This is a genomic window from Pelotalea chapellei (genome assembly GCF_018531195.1).
Taxonomy (GTDB): domain Bacteria; phylum Desulfobacterota; class Desulfuromonadia; order Geobacterales; family Pseudopelobacteraceae; genus Pelotalea; species Pelotalea chapellei.
In genome coordinates this window covers 41,760-60,167 of sequence record NZ_JAHDYS010000014.1, presented here as the reverse complement: position 1 = coordinate 60,167, position 18,408 = coordinate 41,760, and the positions used below count along the sequence as shown (strand labels likewise).

Here is an 18,408-nt window from a genome sequence, read left to right as displayed (position 1 = left end):
GATAAATGAAGGCTCTGATAGTTGATGATGTTGAAATGAATCGCGAACTGCTGGCAATTCATCTTGAAGGAATAGCGTTGGTTACTTTTGCAGAAAGTGGCGAGCAGGCGCTCGGGATGGTCGAAGAAGCGTTGCAAAAGGGGGGCAATTTTGACCTGATCTGCCTGGATATTTCCATGCCCGGAATGGATGGCCATGAAACCCTCAAAAATATTCGCAGCCTGGAAGCCGCTCACCCGGGCTCGGTTGCCAAAGTTTTCATGGTAACAGCAAGCAGCTCCCCGGATGATATGATCGAAGCACTGATGTCAGGCGGCTGTGATGACTACCTCACCAAGCCGGTCATGCATCAAAGTTTTCAGGAACTTCTCCGTAAGCACGGTCTAGAATCGTGTAACTCTTGATATCAAGCTCAGGCCAGGGTCCCTGATTCCAAAACCTTTAGGGCACCCTGGCCGACAGTAAAAAGTTCCCTGCAATATACTGGTATCTGTCCACTCATCACCCTCCCTATCCATCAAGTCCCCCCATCCCTTTGATTTCAATCACCCATAAATGCTCCCTTGATGCCTACCACCAGTCAAGCCAGCTGACATCTCAGAAACGACGATAAAGGAACCAAAGGCCTAAGATAAAAATCTTTATTGAGTATTAGTTAATGTGATATGGATTGATAATTGTCGAAGATGTGCATGTAATTGATTTTGCGTTTAATCCATTGAGGTTGAGGAGATGATATGGATTCTGTAAGCGATCAGCAGATGTTGGACCATATTTCAGAATTTAACACTGACATTGCAGCATCCTGCCTGGGAGCAACAGGATGTGATCTCCCAGAACGTAAAAAACTGGATGCGGCTCTGCGCTTAAGCAAAGAGCGGTACCGGGCAATGATCGAGGCTTTTGTAGGATTCGTCTACATCTGCTCAGCCGATTACCGCATTGAATACATGAACAAGCGGTTCATGGAGCGCACCGGCTACGATGCCACAGGAGAGTTTTGTTTCAAAGTCATCCACGGGTTGGATGCTGTCTGTTCCTGGTGCCCTAACGAAAAAGTGTTTGCCGGCAAAACCATCAACTGGGAAATAAAAAGCCCTAAAGACGATCGTTGGTATGCCATTTCAAATACTCCCATCCATAATGCCAACGGCACCATCTCAAAACAAGCCATGATCACCGACATCACTGAGCGCAAACTGATTGAATTGGAACGCGAGCAGTATTTCAAATTTTTCTCCACCTCCTCAGAAGTGATGTGTATCGCTGGGACCGACGGCTACTTCAAAAAAGTTAATCCATTTTTTTCCCATACGCTGGGCTATACCGGAAAGGAGTTACTGGCGAAGCCAATCATCGAATTCATCCACCCTGATGATCGCAAACGGACGTATGATGAAATAGCCAAACAACTTAGCGGGGCACTTGTTACAACTCGATTTGAAAATCGCTACCTCTGCAAAGACGGTTCTTTCCGATGGCTATCCTGGAATGCTTTTTACAATGAAGATGTACATCTCATATATGGCGTGGCACGCGATGTCACCGAGCAGAAACGGAACGAAGCCGAGCTTGCCACCGCCAAAGAGGCCGCTGAGCTTGCCAATCGTGCCAAAAGCGAGTTTCTTGCCAACATGAGCCATGAAATCCGCACCCCCATGAACGGAATCATGGGTATGGTGCAGCTTATGGAACTCACCGATCTTTCAACAAAACAGAGGGAATGCCTTGGAGCGATCCAGGCTTCTGCGGAGAATCTGCTGACCCTGATTAGTGATGTACTCGACCTGTCGAAGATCGAGGCGGGCAAGATCGAACTGGAACGAACAACATTCAGCTTGAGAAGAAGTATCGGAGATCTCATCAAACCCCAGTTATCCGTGATCCATGGCAAAGGGCTTATTATCAGGATGGAGATACCTGTTCAGGTGCCGGACACTCTCACCGGCGATCAACTGCGCCTGAAACAGATTCTGCTCAACCTCATAAGCAACGCGATCAAGTTCACTGAAAAGGGAAGTATTATCGTATCCGTGACCATTGATGAACGTGAGAATGATGCGGCTCTGCTTCGTTTCAGCGTTGCCGATACCGGTATCGGCATAAAGCCGGCGGTTAAGGAGAAGATATTTGCTCCCTTCATCCAGGCTGATGCCTCAACCACCAGGAATTTCGGCGGAACCGGTCTGGGTCTTTCCATATGTACGAGACTCACGAATCTGATGGGGGGGCAATTTGACGTTGACAGCTTTGAAGGTGTCGGCAGCACATTCCATGTCGTGATCCCTTTTATAGTAAGTGATGTCCAGCTCGAACGCCGGGACCGCAGCAGCACATGTGTTCAATCCATCGCCTGGAATGGGAAACCTCTACACATTCTGCTGGCTGAAGATAACGAAGTAAACCGGAGCGTGTTCGTGCAATTTCTGAACAAAATCGGTCATACGCTGGAAACTGCCAATAACGGCAGGGAAGTTCTGACGAAATGCGAACAGAAGGATTTTGACATTATACTGATGGACATACAGATGCCCGAAATGGATGGCCTCGAAGCCACACACATTATCAGGAAGCGTGAAATTGAGACCGGGCGCCACATACCGATCATCGCTCTTACTGCACACGCAATGCACGACGACCAGGAAAAGTTCCTTAACCATGGCTTTGACGGGTATGTATCCAAACCTCTGGAATTCAGGGTGCTGAACGAGGAAATCAGGCGCTGTATCACGAAAACATCATGAAAGAGACAGCAAAGAAGCTACTCGCATTTTTAGCCTTTTGGATGGATTGTTCCTGGGTCTGTTTGTGATTGTTGTTCCCCATTGAAATGTTCAAAAAGGCAGACGCCGAGACATGGCCATCACGCAGGGGAGAGTTCCTGTGGATATTTCGAAAGCAGATCGAACCGGAACGGTATGTTCGTTTATAACTGATTATTCTCCCTTCGAAATCGGCACGCATGCGCCAATGCCAGGAACTGCTTCATCACGATTCAGAGTTTCGTGCTGTCTGCCCCGATTTCTTACGAAATTTGTAATAGTACATTCTGGAATCCGCCTGCTTAAGCGCCTCATTAAGCTGTTCTGGATTGTCAGCGGTGGCCGCCCCGATTGAAATGCTCAATACGTAATTCTCGGCAGGATCGCTGTCTGCCTGATAGGAATGGACCCGTTTGAAAGCTTCCCTGACGACCTCCGCATCGGCATTTGGAAGAATAACCGCAAATTCGTCCCCTCCGATTCGTGCGACCACATCCTCAGCGCGGAAAGATTCCTTCATCGCCTGAGCTGCCATCTGTATCAATCGATCACCTTCGGCATGGCCGAAACTATCATTAACCAGCTTAAGGCCATCAATATCGGCAATGACAAGGCTCACTGGAAAACTGCGCCCTACTTTGATGCGGGCAAATTCCGCGTCGAAAAAAGCTCGATTATAGAGGCCTGTCAGCTGATCATGGGTGCTGGCATACTTGAGCTGTTCTTCGTACATTTTCTTCTGGGTTATATCCGTGCAGGTGCCTGCCACACGTTCAGGCATATTGTTTTCATTCCATTCAACAACCTTACCGCGGTGAAGCACCCATTTCCACTCTCCACTTTTCGTCTGCATCCGGGTCTCAATCTCGAAATAAGGATGCCTGCTGGCCAGTTCTTCGTCCAGAAGCTCCTCTACCCGCCACCAGTCTTCCGGGTGCACCAGATTTTTCACCGTTTCGGGTGTCTGTTCAAGCTCCCCCTGGGCATAACCGAGCATTTCAAGATACCGTACACTCATTCGCACCGTGGATGTAGGTATGTGCCAGTCACAGAAGCCGTCGTTACTTCCCTCCAGAACCATCTTCAACTGTTTTTCACTGACGCGAAGAGCTTCTTCAGACTGCCTGCGCTGCTCTTCCCGTAAGAAGTTCTCAAGACCAAAGGAAATGTTGGCCGCCATTTCCGTTAGCAGGTCGACGATTTGTTCATCAAAGTACCCAGCATAATCAGAGTACACCTTCAAGACACCGATTACCGCTCCCTGGAGCTTGAGTGGAAATGCAGCCGATGCGTGGATACCATGATCCTGGGCAGCAATGCGCCACTGGGTAGTGAGCGGATCGCTGTGAAAGTCATTACAGACGTAGGGCACACCCTCCCGAATGGCTTTTCCGGTGGGGCCGCGTCCCTCCTCTTTGCGGGCATCCGCATGAATGACAAGGGTATCAAGATACCGTGAAGCAACTCCGCAATGAGCTACCGATCGTATTACACCATCTGAATCAGTCAGCCCTATGACTGCCAGGGTGAATTTACCGAACTCTACAGCCGTATTGCAGACCCGGTTGAACATCTCCTCCCGGGAAGCGCTCTCCATAATGGCTTTATTGGTCTGGTTCAGAGCCGCATACATATCCATGAAGCACGTCAGTCGCTCTTCGGTTTTCTTGTTACGGGTAACGTCGTGCAATACTTCAACCGCCGCGACAATATTGCCGTTTGCATCCCTGATCGGTGACGCCGTGTTTTCAAATATGCACAGCTGCCCTTTGATAGAAAGACGTCGTTCCGAGGTGTGAATAGCACCATCCGCAAAGCATTTCGCAACCGGACAGTCGGCGCAGACAGAACTGCAATCTTTATAGGCCTGGTAGCAGTAACTTCCTACGCAATCACCAAAAAGCTCTCGAAGGACATTGTTTTGATAGATAACGCGGAAACCACGATCCTGTACCGTCACACCAGTACCTATTGCCGAGATGATAGCCTCATAAAGGGCGGGTTCGAGGGAAGCGTTTTGATCCTGAGGCAGTGCGCCGGATAATTTTACGGGAAACATTGTGAGCCCCTTTCTGTCGAGGTCTGCATTTTAACATTTCACGATATGTTAGCCAATGGGCTTGACGAATGGACTGACATTATCTGTGATATTCTTGAACAACGTTCAAAAAAATACCGCATGACGGCTGCGACTAACAGGCTGTTGAAAAACTCAGGTTGTTCAAAAATAGTCGGATCGTCGCAACCGGAGAACGCCCCGCAAAGGCGTAGCAGCGCTACGCCGCACAAGGTGGCTTTCGAGGATGGCGGCGAGATGGCTGTTTTTCAATAACCTGCCATGTATCGGATGCAGACAGGGGGCACGGTGGTACAATTGATAATGGTGGAAAACAATCATGAAGGGGGTCACCATGAAATTCTACGATCCGAAGGACGCAACTGACATGGAGCGAGTGGAAGCGGTTCTGAAGTCAGGGGGAATAGAGTATTTTTTGCACCGCGTGCCTGATAGAGGCATTGGACCCATGCAGGTTCATGTGGCCGAGGAAGACGTGCCACGTGCAGAGGAACTGCTGAAGTCCATCAGAAGCCGCTGACTGCGATCCACAGTGCGCGCAACGCAAGGAATCCCATTAATCCGACAAAAATAACGAATCCACCCAAAAGGAGAATAAGCACTATCACGAACAGTCTGCTGGTGACTGCCGTATGATGCGGCCTTTCAAGATAATCGTCAAGTATCTGAACATTGCGCTGGTTGGCTTTCCAGACAAAATCGAACATATCTCCTGCGAGTGGCACGGCACCAACCAGCGCATCAACAGCAACATTAAATGCCATCTTTAAAAGCACAGATTTCGGGGCTCCCAGTCGCGCAGCCTCGGCCATGATAAAGCTGGACAGTACCGCCCCAACCGTATCCCCAAACCAGGGAAAAAGCCCCAGCAGGGGATCCACACCGATCGTTGTGTTTGTACCGGGAACAGTGATGGAGCTGTCCATCAGCCAGGCCAGGCGCCTCATGCGTTTCCTGATCGCTTCCTTTTCAAGTTGATTCATGGTCGGTCCGCCCACAAAGGATTCGTCAAAAAAACAGGCCAGCTTGACGCTGACCTGTTTCTGACCATTAGTATATCATCACACTTTCTAGTTTCATTTGCGGGTTATGCTTTGAGCTCCGAGGTGCATTGAGGACACCGACTAGCCTTAACGGGAATGCTCGAGTAGCAGAAACCGCATTCCTTGGTGTTAGGAGGCGCGGGAAGCGGCTCTTTTTTCAATTTTGAAAGCCATTTGAGGGCAATGAAAATGGCAAAGGCCACCAGAGTGAAGTCAATTACCGTGTTGATGAAAACGCCGTAGCTGATGACCGGCGCTCCGGCAGCCTTGGCCTCTTTGAGTGTCGCGAAGGGGGTGCCGGACAGGTTGATGAAGAGATTGGTGAAATCAACCTTGCCGAGGACCATCCCCAGGGGGGGCATGAGGATATCACTGACAAAAGAAGTGATAATTTTGCCGAACGCACCACCGATGATCACGGCAACTGCAAGATCGACTACATTCCCTTTCAATGCAAATTCTTTGAATTCTTTCAGCATACGAACCTCCTTGGATTAGAATTCCATCAAACACCATAAATATACAGCAATATTAAATGATTACAAGATTTTTAAAATAGTCCCCCTCCGCAGAAGATTTTCCGCTCATTCAACGGCCTGCCCCGCGCATCTGACAACTGACGCCGCTCTGATACACTTGTCAATATCAGCTTCACTATTACTCCGGCAATTAAATATATAAACACAGATGTAGGGTCACGGCTCGCCGTGTCCGTTTGGACCAGGAAGCCCCTGCCTTGTTTTTAATTTGCCGCAGTAATACGGTTTGAAATGGATTATTCAGCCGGAGGTTACAATGAAAGCTTTCTTTTCAATACTCGCAGTTATCATCGCAATTCTAGCGGCAGTATTCATTTTCTTCTGGAGCACTTCCGGACCTGCGCTTACCCTGACCCCTGATTCGGGGCCGGTATCCACCGCACGGCCTCTGGCACTGACACTACAGGCGCCCCGGGGTGGTCTGAGGATGCTGACGGTCTCCGTTAATCAGGGGGATAAAAAGGTTACCGTGCTGACGAAGCGTTATTCCGGCGATACACGCACAGCCCGGGAAAATGTTGATCTCCAGAAAGCGGGACTTCAGGATGGCCCTTTCAACCTGCAGATAGAAACAAAGGCATCAACCCAGGGTTACAGTGGCAGGAGCACCTCCCAAAGCCATTCCTTTATCATGGATACCAAGCCGCCGGTTGTGGCAGTGCTGACTACAGCGCACAATATCATCAAGGGAGGTGCAGGGCTTGTAACCTATACGGTTTCAGAAGATGTGGAACGAACGGGTGTGGTCTTCGGTGATCGTTTTGTTCCCGGCTATCGTCAGCAGGGAGAGCTTTTTGTCTGCCTCTTTCCCTTCCCCTACAACATTGATCAGAACAGCTACGTGCCCCGGGTAATCGCGGTCGACAAGGCGGGCAACGAGCGCCTGGCAGGGATTAACTTCCATCTGCTCGTCAAACCATTTTCCATTGATCGCATAAACCTTACCGAACCCTTCCTTGAGAAAGTAGCTGCGGAATTTAAAACCAAATTTCCCCAGGCACAGACACCGCTGGAGATATTTTTGAAGGCAAACGGTGAGCTACGAGCCCAGAATGTAAAATCCCTGTATGAATACGGGGGGCAGACCTCGCCCAAGCCGCTCTGGCAGGGGACATTTCTGCGCATGCCCAATGCTGCCCCCTTGGGCGGTTTTGCCCAGACCCGCATCTACCTCCACAACAAGCAGAAAGTTGATCAGCAGGATCATCTCGGTTTTGACCTTGCTTCGGTTGTTCATGCTCCGGTGCCGGCCGCCAACAACGGCACCATAGTCTTTGCAGGTGATCTCGGCATCTATGGGCAGTGCATAATCATCGATCACGGCCTGGGGTTGCAGACACTGTATGGACATCTGAGCCGTATGGCGGTCAAGGCAGGGGACAATGTGGAAAAAGGTCAGATAATCGGGAATACCGGTGCCACCGGCATGGCTGCCGGCGATCATCTCCATTTCGGCGTGCTGGTTTCAGGGCAGGAGGTAAGCCCGGTCGAATGGTGGGATCCTTCATGGATCAAGAACAATATCACCGACAAATTGAACATCAGCAGCAGCGGCAAATAACGTCAGAGTTTTGATCTAATAGGGAGTGTCAGGAGCAGCAGTTCCCGCCCCCCAGCTTGCCCAATTTGCGCTCCTGCAGCCATTCGTTGATCATTCCCGAAGCACAGCCAACTCCGCAATCAACCGTGATGGCCTTGACCGGACAATTAAGGGCGCAGGCACCACACTCCATGCAGGCATCCCGATCAACTATGGAGGCTTGCTTCCCGACCAAAGAGAAAACCTGGTGCGGACATACCTCCAGGCAGCGTCCACAGCCGATGCAGGTCGGCTGGTCCAGGTTCAGGGTAGCTACATCTTTCAGATATCGAAAACCTTTCATACTCACTCCGTTCAATGAGTTACAAAAAACGCCCCACCAGCAGTACAAGCAGGCTCACCACAACAGCGCCTCCCATTGCCGGTATGGCCATACGCATCTCCTTCTTTACACCGGATCGCGAAGTATAGGGGGAACAGCCGGTAAAGTTGAGCGTATGGAAGGCGCTGACTGCCGGCAGGGCCAGAAATGCCGCTATCGTCGGCCCCGCTCCCCAGGCTTGGCCTCCAACGAGTAGAAAAAACAACACGCTCCAGACCAACCCGGCCACGGCCCCCTTCACGGCAAAACTCCGCCCCGGGAGCCAGGGCAGCAGCAGCGGCCCAACGACAATCCCGGCCAGACAGGCCCCCAGCCAGCCTAAAAAAGCAGTCAATCCCGCTCCAAGGCCGCTTGTCACTGCAAACGACACAAACAATCCTCCACCTGCCACAGCAATCGACTTTAGCGCCAGCACCAGTTCAACCGGTATCAACACCAGACGATCGTAGAAATTAAAGTTGAGGCTCTGCATCGCCGGAGTGGTGGTCAGGCCCTTATCCAGGTACTCCGGTAAATCATTGGCCCGAATGGCTGCATAGCTGACACTAAAGCCGCTGCGCCGGGCAACCTCGTGGGCCGACACTCCCGGCGCGCCCAGGATCGGCAGGATCACCCGGCGATGGCTGACAATATTCGCCAACCTGCTCGACGTGATCCTGTTCACCAGCTCTCCGGTGCCAAAAGTACCCTTGCCGGCTGCGCACCAGACGTTGATGCCATAGGTCTCCAGCACCAGCAGCCAGCAATTGCGCCCGACCAGGGCTTGGCGGACGCTGTCGTAGCTCATCTTGTAGTTGGCGGTCACCAGTATCGGATCAGCCGCTGCCGGGTTCCCCAGGGCATAGAGACCAGCAGGCACCATATAGCTCATGCGACCAATGCCCCAGCGCGCCAGGCAGGCGCCTAAGTGATCGCCCGGACCGAGCACGGAAGAGATTCGTGCCACACGGCCTGCCGGAGTCTCCATCCAATCGATAAAACCGGGTACCTTGTCGGTAATTTCCCCGCCACCGGCGGAGGTAGGTGGGCCTCAGCAGGGTGGCTTGTCGGTCCCGTCGCCGGCCTCAATGGAACAGGCACCAGCTGCAGCTTTGGTTTCCAGCTTTCTGATGCTCTTGATCTTGAAGGGGGCTTTCGGTCCATCGTTTAGTTGCGACATGCAATTACTCCTTTCTGTTCTCCTGCCTTGGCCACCGCCTCATTCAACAGCCCCAGCGATCTGATCACAGTCTTCCGTTCGAAAGGGGTCATGAACGAAAAAATGTCTTCTATTCTTCCCGCCATATAGGTGTCGATCCGTGCCAAAACATCTGCCCCGGCTGCGGTCAAACCAAGAATACTCACCCGACGATCCCCGGGAGAAACCGTGCGCACAACCAGCCCTCTCCCTTCTAGTCCTTTGACCTGGCGGCTGAAGGTGGTCACATCCATACCCAGTTCTTCCGCTATTTGTTGCATGGATGGAGCGACCTTTCTCCTGATCTCGAAGAGTATATGGCTTTGGGCCATGGTGACCTGCTCTCCGCAGCATTCATCACAGCAGGCTGCATTCAATAAACCGAAGCGGCGTACAAATATCTGCAGCTTTTCCCGGACCGATTCCATTGCCTTCTCCCAATTGACGCCAAATTTAGTTGTATTATGCAAGTAAGCATCAAGCATGTCCAGGGAGAAAAAAGAAATTCCCTTACTGGACCCGCGCCCTCGAGAGCTCACAGATGCAGGGCCCATCATTAAAATTGTTTTGTTCAAATGTTCCATGCTATAAATCCACAGCTATGCAAGACTTGGCCATAGTCGCCCGTGCCTGTTCAGCAGGTTTTGACTCACCACCACGCCTTTTCCGGGTAAGGACAGCCAACACATCATTGAAAGGAGAAACGGATGGGATCGAAAGGACGCGAAATTATTGGGATGGATGTAGAGGAATTGCTGGGGCTACTGCGCCGCGCATATTCCGACGAGTGGCTGGCCTACTATCAGTACTGGCTGGGCGCAAAACTTGTCAAAGGGCCGATGAAGGATGCCGTAGGGGCTGAACTTTTGCAGCACGCTACTGAAGAGCTGATGCATGCGGACATGGTGGCCATGCGCATCATCCAGCTTGGTGGCACGCCGGTCACCAAACCGGAAGAGTGGTACCAGCATTCCAACTGCGGTTACGATGCCCCGGATGATCCCTACGTCAAGGTATTGCTGGAGCAGAACATCAAAGGCGAACAGTGTGCCATCGGAGTTTACAAGCGGCTGATGGACATAACCAGAGACAAGGACCCGGTTACCTACAACATGGTGCTGACCATTCTTCAGCAGGAAGTAGAGCATGAAGAGGATCTGCAGTCACTACTGGAGGATTACGAGCTATTGGTAAGAGCAATGAAGGGATAACCAGTCGCCGAAGGAAATGTTTTTTAAGCAACAATGGCCGATCCCATAGGAATCGGCCATTGTTTGAAAGTTGAATCAGCAGTTATCTCTCCACCGCCCCCTCGCCCCTATATTATTCCCCACTCGGCACAAAAAGATCAGGCGTGAAGTTATAGGTGACAAAGTAATCCTCAACCGTTTCGGCGCGCCGGATCAGCTCGACCGTGCCGTCAGTGCGCAGCAGCAGTTCCATGGGGCGCAACCGGCCATTATACTGGAAGCCCATGGCATGACCGTGGGCGCCGGTGTCGTGGATGACCAGGATATCGCCATCTACAATCGGCGGCAATTCTCGCTGCACCGCGAATTTATCATTGTTCTCACAGAGAGAGCCGACCACATCGTAGGTTTCGCTCTTGGGCAGGTTCTCTTTTCCGAGCACATCGATGTGATGGTAGGCGTCATAAAGAGCCGGCCGCATCAAGGACGACATGCAGGCGTCAACACCGACGTAGTTGCGGTAAGTCTGCTTGGCGTTGATTGCCGTCGTGACCAGACAACCGTGGGGGCCGGTAATAAAGCGTCCGCTCTCCATCAACATCTTCGGCGCAAAGCCGTTGGCGCTGCGGAATTCGTCAAAGAGCGCGGTGATCTCCTTGGCCATTGCTGCGAGATTGAGAGCTTCCTGCTCCGGACGGTAGGGAATGCCGAGTCCGCCGCCGATGTTGACGAACTCCAGCTCAATACCGAGTTCTGCTTTAACCAGGGCGGTCAGGTCGAGGAGCATTCGCGCGGTTTCGACGATGTAGGTGTAGTCCCGCTCGTTGGATGCGACCATGGTGTGCAGACCAAAACGTGTGGTCCCGCGCTCGCGGGATAAGCGATAAGCATCAACCAGCTGTTCATGGGCAACACCGTACTTGGCCTCGACAGGGTTACCGATGATGATATTGCCGGTCCGGCGCGGGCCGGGATTGTAGCGGAAACTGATCAGGTCAGGAAATTGCGGTACTTTGGCAATCAGGCTGATGTCGTCAAGATTGAGCACACAACCACCATCAGCTTCGGCAAAATTGTATTCCTCCAGGCTGGTATTGTTCGAGGTGAACATGATGTCCTCTCCGCGCGCTCCAACCTGGCGAGAGAGGATTAACTCGGGGATCGAGGAGCAGTCGAAGCCGAAACCGAGGTCGTACATGATCTCAAGAATGCTGCGGTTGGGAAGCGCCTTGACCGCATAATATTCACGGAAACCGGGGATGCCGGAAAAAGCCTTATTAAGCTCTTCGCCGGTGGCACGTATTCCGGCCTCGTCGTAGATGTGAAAGGGAGTGCCGTAATGTGCGGCAAGTTGCGGCAGGATTGGAAAAAGACGGTCTTTGAAAGATTGGGACATGGGCATGGCAGTTCTCCTTGTATGTTATGGGATATCGAAAATGTAATTGCAGGGGTGAAAACTCGATTTAAGGCTCAGCCTCATCTTGTACATCCAGATCGATCCGACGCGTCTCCTTCACCGTGTTAAGAACGATTTGGGTGCGGGTGGCGCGGACTCCGGGAAAATGCTGAATCTCTTCGCGCAGAATCCGGCCGAGTTCTCCCGTGTCAGCGGCGCGAAGCTTGACCAGATAGCCGTCAGGACCAGCCACCTGGTGGACCTCCTGCACTCCAGCCACCAGTGAGAGACGCTCGCCAAGCTGGCCGTTGCCGGCGGGATCGACCTCGATAAACAGGAAAGCTGCCAGTCCCTGAGCAAAGGCCACCGGGTTAAGACGCACCTCATACCCTTCAATGATGCCGTGCTCCTCCAGCTTGCGAATGCGTTCCAGCACAGCCGATGGCGCCATCCCGACCTGGCGGGAGACCTCCGCATTGGGGATGCGCGCTTTTTCCTGAAGAATGTGCAGTATCTGGAGGTCTATTTCGTCTATTGTTCTTGGCATACTCATAATAACAGAACAATATTCTCTTGATTGGTCAGTGTCAAGAATTAACGCAGCGGCGGTTGCTTGTTTTAATCAGCAAGCCAGCCTGTAAAAACAATAGCCCCGGCAACCTGTTTGGCTGCCGGGGCTACTATAGGCTTGGAGTGGGAAAAGGTTTATTTGTTCAAAAATATTTTCAGGGGCCTACCTACCGGCTGCTGATTTTTCAAGAATTGCCCCCGCTCCATACCGTAACGGCTTTGGTTGGGTTCCCTGAAGATCTCCTATCTTCATTCTTTCCCGTTCAAACGGCTTCAGCGCTAATCGACGCGCTGTTTTTTGGTGCGCCCGGTTGAGCGCGTGGTTAGGCATGTTTCCCACGTTTCATGGATTGCTTCGCGTACCACGTCCGATAGTCTCAAACCTTGGGCGAACTGTTTCAGAGCATCATTCATAAGTGTCTGGTAGTTGCCGCCGAGCATCTCTGCCCGTGCCTTGAAGGTCGCCAGCACATCGTTGTCAACCCTCATGGTTATCCGGGATTTGCCGCCAGCCTCAGCCTGAAGCTTTGCAAGGTGTGGCGTATCGGCAACCGGATTGGCATCGGAAAAATCAAAATCTTTGTATTTGTCGTACATTTTGTCAGAACTGGCTTTCATAGCGCCTCCGTTGCGGCTCATTCGCTTTCCAAGCCGAGATGATTCGAATTGTTTCTTCCCTGTAAGTGTAGACGACCATCAGGATTCGGGTTTTGCTTCCAATACCTAGGAGTTTGTCGGACTTAGGAAGTCGTAACGAAAATTCGGCTGGGCGAGGACAGATTTTGACGATTTTGCAGGTCAATAGTTGTTCTATTGACCAATAAAGCGACTAAATATGGTCCGTCCAGACGGATTTGCAGTAGATTTACCCTAAGTTCGACAGACTCCTAAAGTAACGTACCGTTGCTCATTTCCTGAGTCGCTGTCCTCGCGTGTCAACGCAAAAGGATCAAGGAGAACATGTTGGGCCTCATCAAAGGTCACACCGTCATGATTCTTGGGGTTTGATGCAGCCTTTGTTGAGTCCCAGGTGATTTTCATAATTGAATTGTATGCACAATAGTATGTACTGTCAATAAATGTTTAAACATTGTATTGATGCTATTAGAACTCTTCACGCCAGACTTCAATAACCTTCTCTCAGCGGCCTCCCTGATGGTCCAGCCTTAACTTACCGGCTGCCTGATGATGGTCTTCAATTTTTCAGGCGCCGTTCGGCGGGGGTCGCTCAGGTAGATCTCGTGGTCCTTGACGGAGGCGGAGTAGAGGTGTTTCAGATCCTTTTTCAGGTCGGTTTTGGACATGCTGATCTCCTATATCTACTGCAATTCCAAGACAGTTTCTAATTCCGGTTTACGGGACTGGCTTCCAAAAACTCCGTCACGCCGATTACCCGCCCATACACACTACCCAAAGCAGCCAGAAAAGCGCCATGCACCTCGGCTGCCGGGATGGTTGCGCCATTAAAACTCAGATTGCGGGTCGCCATGGCGTCATGCAGCAAGATATTTTGAAAGCCAAGATCGAAGGAGGCGCGGGCTGTGGCGTCCACACACATCGAAGTCATCATTCCGGCCAGCACTAACTTTTCGATGCCCAAACCGCGCAGATACTCCAGCAGCGGCGTCTCGCGAAAACTGTTGGGGAAATTCTTGACGAAAACAATCTCCCCCGCCAACGGCGCCACACTTGGATGGATTTCGCTGCCGGGTGTCCCGGGAAGGAAAAATGTTGCGTCGGGGCGGCTCGAGATGTGCCGAATGTGAATAACCGGCAGGTTGTGGTTGCGGAAGCAGTCGAGTACCTCTTTAGCCCGTTGGCCGGCAGCCTCAGCTCCCACAAGCTCCATATTGCCGCCGGGGAAATAGTCATTTTGAATGTCAATCATGACAAGTGCTGTGATCATGTTGATTTCCTTTTATTCATTTTTTGTATTATTCATGATGCGGGAGGCATCGCCTTGACGGCAGCCTGGTTTCCGAAACGGTCAGAGGGAATTCAAAATTCAATCAGCTAATACCGATCCGGCTGATTGAAAAAAGTCATGTCGGCATAGCCGGCATAGATCCTGCCGGAATGCCGAACCCCCTGCGGAATAAAATAACGGTCACCCTTGGCATATGACTGCTTTACTCCATCGATCACCAGGTCAATTCCACCTTCCAGAACCACTCCCCACTGACTTTCATGCGAATGTTCCTGCAGTTCGACATCCTCATCAAACTCCATGAAAATGATCTGATGACTTTCTGCCTGGGAAAGATAAGCGGTTATGCCCTTTAGGTGAATATCAGCTTTCCGCAGATTTTTTATCGGGTCGGGCAAAAATTTCCGACATAGACTATCTCCTTTAATATCTAATCAACTGTCCAGTTTTATTTTTGTTTTATAGTTTTGTATAGGAGCGCGTTAATTTTATCCCACATGGCAAGAATCACCGAGTTATAATTTTCAGAAAGTCAATTGTTGCATCACCGAAGTCGTGCATTAAAATCTGATACAAGCCACAACTATGTGGAGCCGATTTTTCGTTTCCCAGTGAAGCACGCAGCCCGCAACAGGCCCCCTGGATTCCGGGTTTTCGGTTGAAATACCTGCCTATCAGGAAGAGTACTAATACGAGGGAATAAAGCCATGTCATTACTCAGCACACTCGCTCTTGCAATGGGCAGTTCATGGGTCTCGGGAATTAACTTGTATGCCTCCGTGGCCACCCTGGGGCTACTTGGCAGATTTGCCAATCTTACGCTGCCCGGCGAACTGGCGGTACTGACCAATTGGTGGGTTATCGGAGTCGCACTGTTCCTGTATCTGATCGAGTTTATAGCCGACAAGGTTCCATTGGTGGACACCAGTTGGGACCTGATCCACACCTTCATCAGAATTCCTGCCGGGGCAGTACTTGCTATGGCTGCATTCGGAGATTTTAACCAGGGGGTGCAAGCTGTTGCATTTCTGCTTGGAGGAGGTTTGGCGTTAAGCTCCCATGGCACAAAAGCTTCTACACGGGCTGTTATCAATACCTCCCCGGAACCGGCGACCAATATGATTGCAAGTCTGATGGAGGACGTCGTTGCTGTCGGATCGATACTGCTTGCGGCATTCAATCCGCTACTGCTGGTCGTGGTGGTTGTGATCGGCCTTATAATTTCGCTGATTGTACTGCCCAAGACTGTCAGATATTTTCGCGGGGTTATCGGAAAAATTCGCGGAGGAAGGGGAACGACCGTTCAGTAATGTATGAAAAGTTGGTATCGGTTTGAAAAATCTTCCTACGGGCTTATCAAAATAACAGTAAATGCAGTACCCCGCGAATGAGTAATCCTACCACGAAACCGGCAATTGCCGGCCTTGCCACTGAAGCGCAACGTTGACCCGCCGAGATCAGAACAGCAACACCGACAAGATCACAGGGGTTTGTCATAAAACCAGCCATCCTGTTTAGTTCCTGGGTAGTTATGGCACCCTCCTTAAGCAGATTGATGGTAACCCCCATCATTGCTGTACCACCTGCCAGATATTTCGTGGCAAGAGGTAAGACGGCAACCGCCGGGAAGCCGATTAGATGGAACAGCGGGGTCAGTATTGTCTCCAGCAGAGCAATGGCGCCAGTGGTCTTGAGAATATTGACCAGAAAGATCGCCAGAATCAGCATCGGAATAGTGTCGAGAATGACCTTCACCGCTTCCTGACCACCAACTATCATGAGGTTCAGTATCGTTGTCTTGCGCGCCTTTTCCTGAACCGGTTGGAGGGCAACCTCAGTGTGGCCCGTATCATCTACGGATCGGGCAAATAGATAGTATGTCGCCGCAGCCGCTGCCAATCCCCCGACAATAGAGGTCAACATAATTACCCCCAGGTTCAGTCCGACAGCCACCATGGGGAATACCACATTGGCCTGGGAGAGAGTCAGAACCATGGCCAGGGTAGCCGCAATCTGCCGTTTCGATGTGCCATCTTTTTCCATAATCGAGAATGTTGCGAGCGGAGCAGCAAAACTGACCAGCAGCATCTGCACGATGGCAAAGGCTCCGGCTCCCGGAATACCGAAAAGCCTCAACAACGGCTGTACGGTCCGGGCAACCAGAGCCAAAATGCCGCGAGCCTCCATCACTTTCATGATGGCCATCATAATTACCAGTACCGGCAACAGTACGTAAAATGCGAGATCCAGACCAGCCTTGCCGGATGCCAGCATAATTTTAACCAGATCTTCCAATCGAAAATTTTCCTTTGCAATGTAGCAGGTTGTTGTTCAGAGCCAACGGAGTGCCCCCATGACCTGCCAGACCAGATTTTTCGGATGGTCAGCGTCCATGGAGCTGGTTAGGACAACTCTTCCCTTATTCCATATTCAAGGGCTGACCCCATTATTGCTCTTATATTCACATATTCAAGGGCTGACCCCATTATTGCTCTTCGTTGAATAGTTACTGTGGGAATTTCAGTGGTCATAAGATGTTTGTCGCTACTAAACCGATCTGTGTAACGATCCTTTCATTTGGTTTTCATTCGGTTTTCCCCGGCGGTTACAACCATATATTTCTCTGCCGCCATTATGGTACCGCCTCATTACGCCACCTTCGGCTCTTCCGCTAACTAGGGTTTTTCAGCTTTATTTTGCCTTTGACCAACTCATAATTGAGCGGTTCACGCGCGCGCGTGAATCGCTCATCTTCCCAAACGGAACATTTCTCCGCTCACCTTATCTCATGCTTCAACTACCGCGTTAACCACATGCTTGATCAATGCGTGTATTCCTCCCGCAGGTAACGAGGCGACAGAATAGCTGTTCGACCAGTTGCTTGCAAGAGCAAGCTGAAACTAAAGCTAATTAAAAGATGTAGAGTAAAGCGAAGATAGGGCAGAGGCCCGCACACCATCAAAAAAGGGACACCCCTTAGGAATGTCCCTTTATGTACGAAGTGTTTCTTATTCTGTGTAGCGTGTAGCTGACACCTACTGTGTCCTATTCATTTTCTCTGGGACTTGACTCATATAAACAAATTGTTTATATTGTGTTCATGATTTCGTCATTCGCGAACAAAGAAACGGAAAAACTCTTTACAACGGGGAAGTCCAAAAAACTTCCTCCGGAAATCATCACCCGTTCGATCATGCGCTTGACGCAACTAGACAGTGCATGCGAAATTACTGATTTGCTATTACCCCCGTCAAACCGCCTTGAGACCCTCTCCGGCGACAGGGCGGGGCAGTGGAGTATCAGGATTAATGACCAGTGGCGAATATGCTTTCGGTTTATCAACGGTGAAGCATCAGAAGTCGAAATAACCGACTACCATTATTAGTTAGAAATCTTTTTCTGTGATTTTAAACAGAAAAAGATTTCGTTAACGCACTTATCCAGTTTATCTGGGCTAGGAGAAACTTTATGGCTATCAAAAACGGACTCCCCCCCATACATCCAGGGGTCTTCCTGAAGGAAATTCTTGATGAACTTGGCATGTCGCAGAATGCTTTTGCTCATGCAATTGGCGTCTCACCCATGCGAATATCTTATGTTATCAAAGGCTCGCGTCCTGTTACAGCAGAGCTGGCAGTTCTTTTCGGCAAAATATTCGGCCAGACACCGACCTACTGGATGAACTTGCAAACCAGCTTTGACCTTAAGATCGCTCAAAAAGCAATGGTACAGAGGGTGCAACAAGTACAGCCACTTTTGAAGGCTGCATAGCACGCTTTCCCAATACCTGCTCTGTTTGGTGGAA

Annotated in this window: 22 protein-coding genes; 8 read left to right on the top strand and 14 right to left on the bottom strand. The window is 50.8% G+C overall.

The genetic code is table 11. The annotated features are described in order from the left end of the window. The first annotated feature begins 5 nt into the window (after nt 1–5). Together KJB30_RS14105 and KJB30_RS14100 are read left to right on the top strand one after the other, a co-directional pair. On the top strand, nt 6–404 hold the full coding sequence (locus KJB30_RS14105) for a response regulator (protein WP_214300433.1): 399 nt from the start codon (nt 6–8) through the stop codon (nt 402–404). A gap of 333 nt (nt 405–737) precedes the next feature. After that, a complete protein-coding gene (locus KJB30_RS14100; RefSeq protein WP_214300431.1) occupies nt 738–2,744 on the top strand; it encodes an ATP-binding protein in 2,007 nt (668 codons plus the stop codon). Between the two features lie 244 nt (nt 2,745–2,988). Here KJB30_RS14100 and KJB30_RS14095 read toward each other — a convergent pair whose 3' ends face one another. Beyond that, nucleotides 2,989–4,821 carry a diguanylate cyclase gene (locus tag KJB30_RS14095; protein WP_214300429.1) on the bottom strand — a complete coding sequence of 611 codons (1,833 nt, stop codon included), beginning with the start codon at nt 4,819–4,821 and terminating at the stop codon, nt 2,989–2,991. Between the two features lie 352 nt (nt 4,822–5,173). On the opposite strand from KJB30_RS14095, the gene KJB30_RS14090 reads away from it, so the two are divergent. Continuing rightward, nucleotides 5,174–5,359, top strand: coding sequence for a putative signal transducing protein (locus KJB30_RS14090; protein WP_214300427.1), 186 nt, complete (start codon nt 5,174–5,176; stop codon nt 5,357–5,359). On the opposite strand, the gene KJB30_RS14085 is transcribed toward KJB30_RS14090, so the two are convergent. Together KJB30_RS14085 and mscL are read right to left on the bottom strand one after the other, a co-directional pair. Continuing rightward, nucleotides 5,346–5,822, bottom strand: coding sequence for a DUF4112 domain-containing protein (locus KJB30_RS14085; protein ID WP_214300425.1), 477 nt, complete (start codon nt 5,820–5,822; stop codon nt 5,346–5,348). The two genes, KJB30_RS14090 and KJB30_RS14085, sit on opposite strands and share 14 nt — an antisense overlap. 104 nt (nt 5,823–5,926) lie before the next feature. Beyond that, nucleotides 5,927–6,361, bottom strand: a complete 435-nt coding sequence (gene mscL, locus KJB30_RS14080) for a large conductance mechanosensitive channel protein MscL (protein WP_214300423.1) — start codon at nt 6,359–6,361, stop codon at nt 5,927–5,929. A 316-nt stretch (nt 6,362–6,677) separates the two neighbouring features. On the opposite strand from mscL, the gene KJB30_RS14075 reads away from it, so the two are divergent. Then, nucleotides 6,678–7,982: a M23 family metallopeptidase gene (locus KJB30_RS14075; protein WP_214300421.1), complete on the top strand. Its 1,305-nt coding sequence runs from the start codon at nt 6,678–6,680 to the stop codon at nt 7,980–7,982. A gap of 28 nt (nt 7,983–8,010) precedes the next feature. Here KJB30_RS14075 and hgcB read toward each other — a convergent pair whose 3' ends face one another. The 3 genes from hgcB to KJB30_RS14060 are packed head-to-tail and all read right to left on the bottom strand — an operon-like array spanning nt 8,011 to nt 9,948. Next, on the bottom strand, nt 8,011–8,304 hold the full coding sequence (gene hgcB / locus KJB30_RS14070; RefSeq protein ID WP_214300419.1) for a mercury methylation ferredoxin HgcB: 294 nt from the start codon (nt 8,302–8,304) through the stop codon (nt 8,011–8,013). Nucleotides 8,305–8,323: 19 nt separating this feature from the next. Continuing rightward, nucleotides 8,324–9,502, bottom strand: coding sequence for a mercury methylation corrinoid protein HgcA (gene hgcA / locus KJB30_RS14065; RefSeq protein ID WP_264175404.1), 1,179 nt, complete (start codon nt 9,500–9,502; stop codon nt 8,324–8,326). Continuing rightward, on the bottom strand, nt 9,490–9,948 hold the full coding sequence (locus KJB30_RS14060) for a MarR family winged helix-turn-helix transcriptional regulator (RefSeq protein ID WP_214300415.1): 459 nt from the start codon (nt 9,946–9,948) through the stop codon (nt 9,490–9,492). The genes hgcA and KJB30_RS14060 overlap by 13 nt, the downstream gene beginning before the upstream one ends. 279 nt (nt 9,949–10,227) lie before the next feature. Here KJB30_RS14060 and KJB30_RS14055 point away from each other — a divergent pair, with 279 nt between their 5' ends. Continuing rightward, nucleotides 10,228–10,731, top strand: a complete 504-nt coding sequence (locus tag KJB30_RS14055; RefSeq protein ID WP_214300413.1) for a ferritin-like domain-containing protein — start codon at nt 10,228–10,230, stop codon at nt 10,729–10,731. A 112-nt stretch (nt 10,732–10,843) separates the two neighbouring features. Here KJB30_RS14055 and KJB30_RS14050 read toward each other — a convergent pair whose 3' ends face one another. The 7 genes from KJB30_RS14050 to KJB30_RS14015 all read right to left on the bottom strand — a co-directional run bounded on the left by KJB30_RS14050 (nt 10,844) and on the right by KJB30_RS14015 (nt 15,001). Then, entirely contained in the window at nt 10,844–12,112 is a 1,269-nt protein-coding gene (locus KJB30_RS14050) for a diaminopimelate decarboxylase (RefSeq protein ID WP_214300411.1), read from the bottom strand. A gap of 61 nt (nt 12,113–12,173) precedes the next feature. After that, the gene (locus KJB30_RS14045; RefSeq protein WP_214300403.1) at nt 12,174–12,653 is read right to left on the bottom strand and encodes an Lrp/AsnC family transcriptional regulator; all 480 of its coding nucleotides are present in this window, start codon (nt 12,651–12,653) and stop codon (nt 12,174–12,176) included. Between the two features lie 302 nt (nt 12,654–12,955). After that, entirely contained in the window at nt 12,956–13,294 is a 339-nt protein-coding gene (locus KJB30_RS14040; RefSeq protein ID WP_246545705.1) for a BrnA antitoxin family protein, read from the bottom strand. Between the two features lie 252 nt (nt 13,295–13,546). Next, nucleotides 13,547–13,717: a BrnT family toxin gene (locus tag KJB30_RS18490; RefSeq protein ID WP_214300399.1), complete on the bottom strand. Its 171-nt coding sequence runs from the start codon at nt 13,715–13,717 to the stop codon at nt 13,547–13,549. 125 nt (nt 13,718–13,842) lie between these two features. Next, a complete protein-coding gene (locus KJB30_RS18665; RefSeq protein WP_214300499.1) occupies nt 13,843–13,980 on the bottom strand; it encodes a hypothetical protein in 138 nt (45 codons plus the stop codon). 38 nt (nt 13,981–14,018) lie between these two features. Next, on the bottom strand, nt 14,019–14,582 hold the full coding sequence (locus KJB30_RS14020; RefSeq protein ID WP_214300397.1) for a cysteine hydrolase family protein: 564 nt from the start codon (nt 14,580–14,582) through the stop codon (nt 14,019–14,021). Nucleotides 14,583–14,689: 107 nt separating this feature from the next. Further along, entirely contained in the window at nt 14,690–15,001 is a 312-nt protein-coding gene (locus tag KJB30_RS14015) for a cupin domain-containing protein (protein ID WP_214300395.1), read from the bottom strand. Nucleotides 15,002–15,310: 309 nt separating this feature from the next. Here KJB30_RS14015 and KJB30_RS14010 point away from each other — a divergent pair, with 309 nt between their 5' ends. Continuing rightward, a complete protein-coding gene (locus tag KJB30_RS14010; RefSeq protein WP_214300393.1) occupies nt 15,311–15,913 on the top strand; it encodes a DUF4126 domain-containing protein in 603 nt (200 codons plus the stop codon). A gap of 46 nt (nt 15,914–15,959) precedes the next feature. On the opposite strand, the gene KJB30_RS14005 is transcribed toward KJB30_RS14010, so the two are convergent. Then, nucleotides 15,960–16,898 (bottom strand): nucleoside recognition domain-containing protein, encoded by a 939-nt coding sequence (locus KJB30_RS14005; RefSeq protein ID WP_214300391.1) that lies wholly within the window; start codon nt 16,896–16,898, stop codon nt 15,960–15,962. 805 nt (nt 16,899–17,703) lie between these two features. Between KJB30_RS14005 and KJB30_RS14000 the strand changes: the two genes are divergently transcribed. Both KJB30_RS14000 and KJB30_RS13995 read left to right on the top strand, forming a co-directional pair. Continuing rightward, a complete protein-coding gene (locus KJB30_RS14000) occupies nt 17,704–17,988 on the top strand; it encodes a type II toxin-antitoxin system RelE/ParE family toxin (protein ID WP_214300389.1) in 285 nt (94 codons plus the stop codon). 83 nt (nt 17,989–18,071) lie between these two features. Next, the gene (locus KJB30_RS13995) at nt 18,072–18,374 is read left to right on the top strand and encodes a HigA family addiction module antitoxin (protein WP_214300387.1); all 303 of its coding nucleotides are present in this window, start codon (nt 18,072–18,074) and stop codon (nt 18,372–18,374) included. The last annotated feature ends 34 nt before the right edge of the window (nt 18,375–18,408 follow it).

Bases quoted from the DNA above. Each gene is read 5' to 3' on its own strand.
- KJB30_RS14020 (WP_214300397.1), bottom strand. From the start codon at position 14,582: ATGATCACAGCACTTGTCATGATTGACATTCAAAATGACTATTTCCCC.
- KJB30_RS14090 (WP_214300427.1), top strand. From the start codon at position 5,174: ATGAAATTCTACGATCCGAAGGACGCAACTGACATGGAGCGAGTGGAA.
- KJB30_RS14045 (WP_214300403.1), bottom strand. From the start codon at position 12,653: ATGCCAAGAACAATAGACGAAATAGACCTCCAGATACTGCACATTCTT.
- KJB30_RS14105 (WP_214300433.1), top strand. From the start codon at position 6: ATGAAGGCTCTGATAGTTGATGATGTTGAAATGAATCGCGAACTGCTG.
- KJB30_RS14050 (WP_214300411.1), bottom strand. From the start codon at position 12,112: ATGCCCATGTCCCAATCTTTCAAAGACCGTCTTTTTCCAATCCTGCCG.
- KJB30_RS14040 (WP_246545705.1), bottom strand. From the start codon at position 13,294: ATGAAAGCCAGTTCTGACAAAATGTACGACAAATACAAAGATTTTGAT.
- KJB30_RS18490 (WP_214300399.1), bottom strand. From the start codon at position 13,717: ATGAAAATCACCTGGGACTCAACAAAGGCTGCATCAAACCCCAAGAAT.
- KJB30_RS14000 (WP_214300389.1), top strand. From the start codon at position 17,704: ATGATTTCGTCATTCGCGAACAAAGAAACGGAAAAACTCTTTACAACG.
- KJB30_RS13995 (WP_214300387.1), top strand. From the start codon at position 18,072: ATGGCTATCAAAAACGGACTCCCCCCCATACATCCAGGGGTCTTCCTG.
- KJB30_RS14100 (WP_214300431.1), top strand. From the start codon at position 738: ATGGATTCTGTAAGCGATCAGCAGATGTTGGACCATATTTCAGAATTT.
- KJB30_RS14010 (WP_214300393.1), top strand. From the start codon at position 15,311: ATGTCATTACTCAGCACACTCGCTCTTGCAATGGGCAGTTCATGGGTC.
- KJB30_RS14075 (WP_214300421.1), top strand. From the start codon at position 6,678: ATGAAAGCTTTCTTTTCAATACTCGCAGTTATCATCGCAATTCTAGCG.
- KJB30_RS14085 (WP_214300425.1), bottom strand. From the start codon at position 5,822: ATGAATCAACTTGAAAAGGAAGCGATCAGGAAACGCATGAGGCGCCTG.
- KJB30_RS18665 (WP_214300499.1), bottom strand. From the start codon at position 13,980: ATGTCCAAAACCGACCTGAAAAAGGATCTGAAACACCTCTACTCCGCC.
- KJB30_RS14060 (WP_214300415.1), bottom strand. From the start codon at position 9,948: ATGGAATCGGTCCGGGAAAAGCTGCAGATATTTGTACGCCGCTTCGGT.
- KJB30_RS14055 (WP_214300413.1), top strand. From the start codon at position 10,228: ATGGGATCGAAAGGACGCGAAATTATTGGGATGGATGTAGAGGAATTG.
- mscL (WP_214300423.1), bottom strand. From the start codon at position 6,361: ATGCTGAAAGAATTCAAAGAATTTGCATTGAAAGGGAATGTAGTCGAT.
- KJB30_RS14095 (WP_214300429.1), bottom strand. From the start codon at position 4,821: ATGTTTCCCGTAAAATTATCCGGCGCACTGCCTCAGGATCAAAACGCT.
- hgcB (WP_214300419.1), bottom strand. From the start codon at position 8,304: ATGAAAGGTTTTCGATATCTGAAAGATGTAGCTACCCTGAACCTGGAC.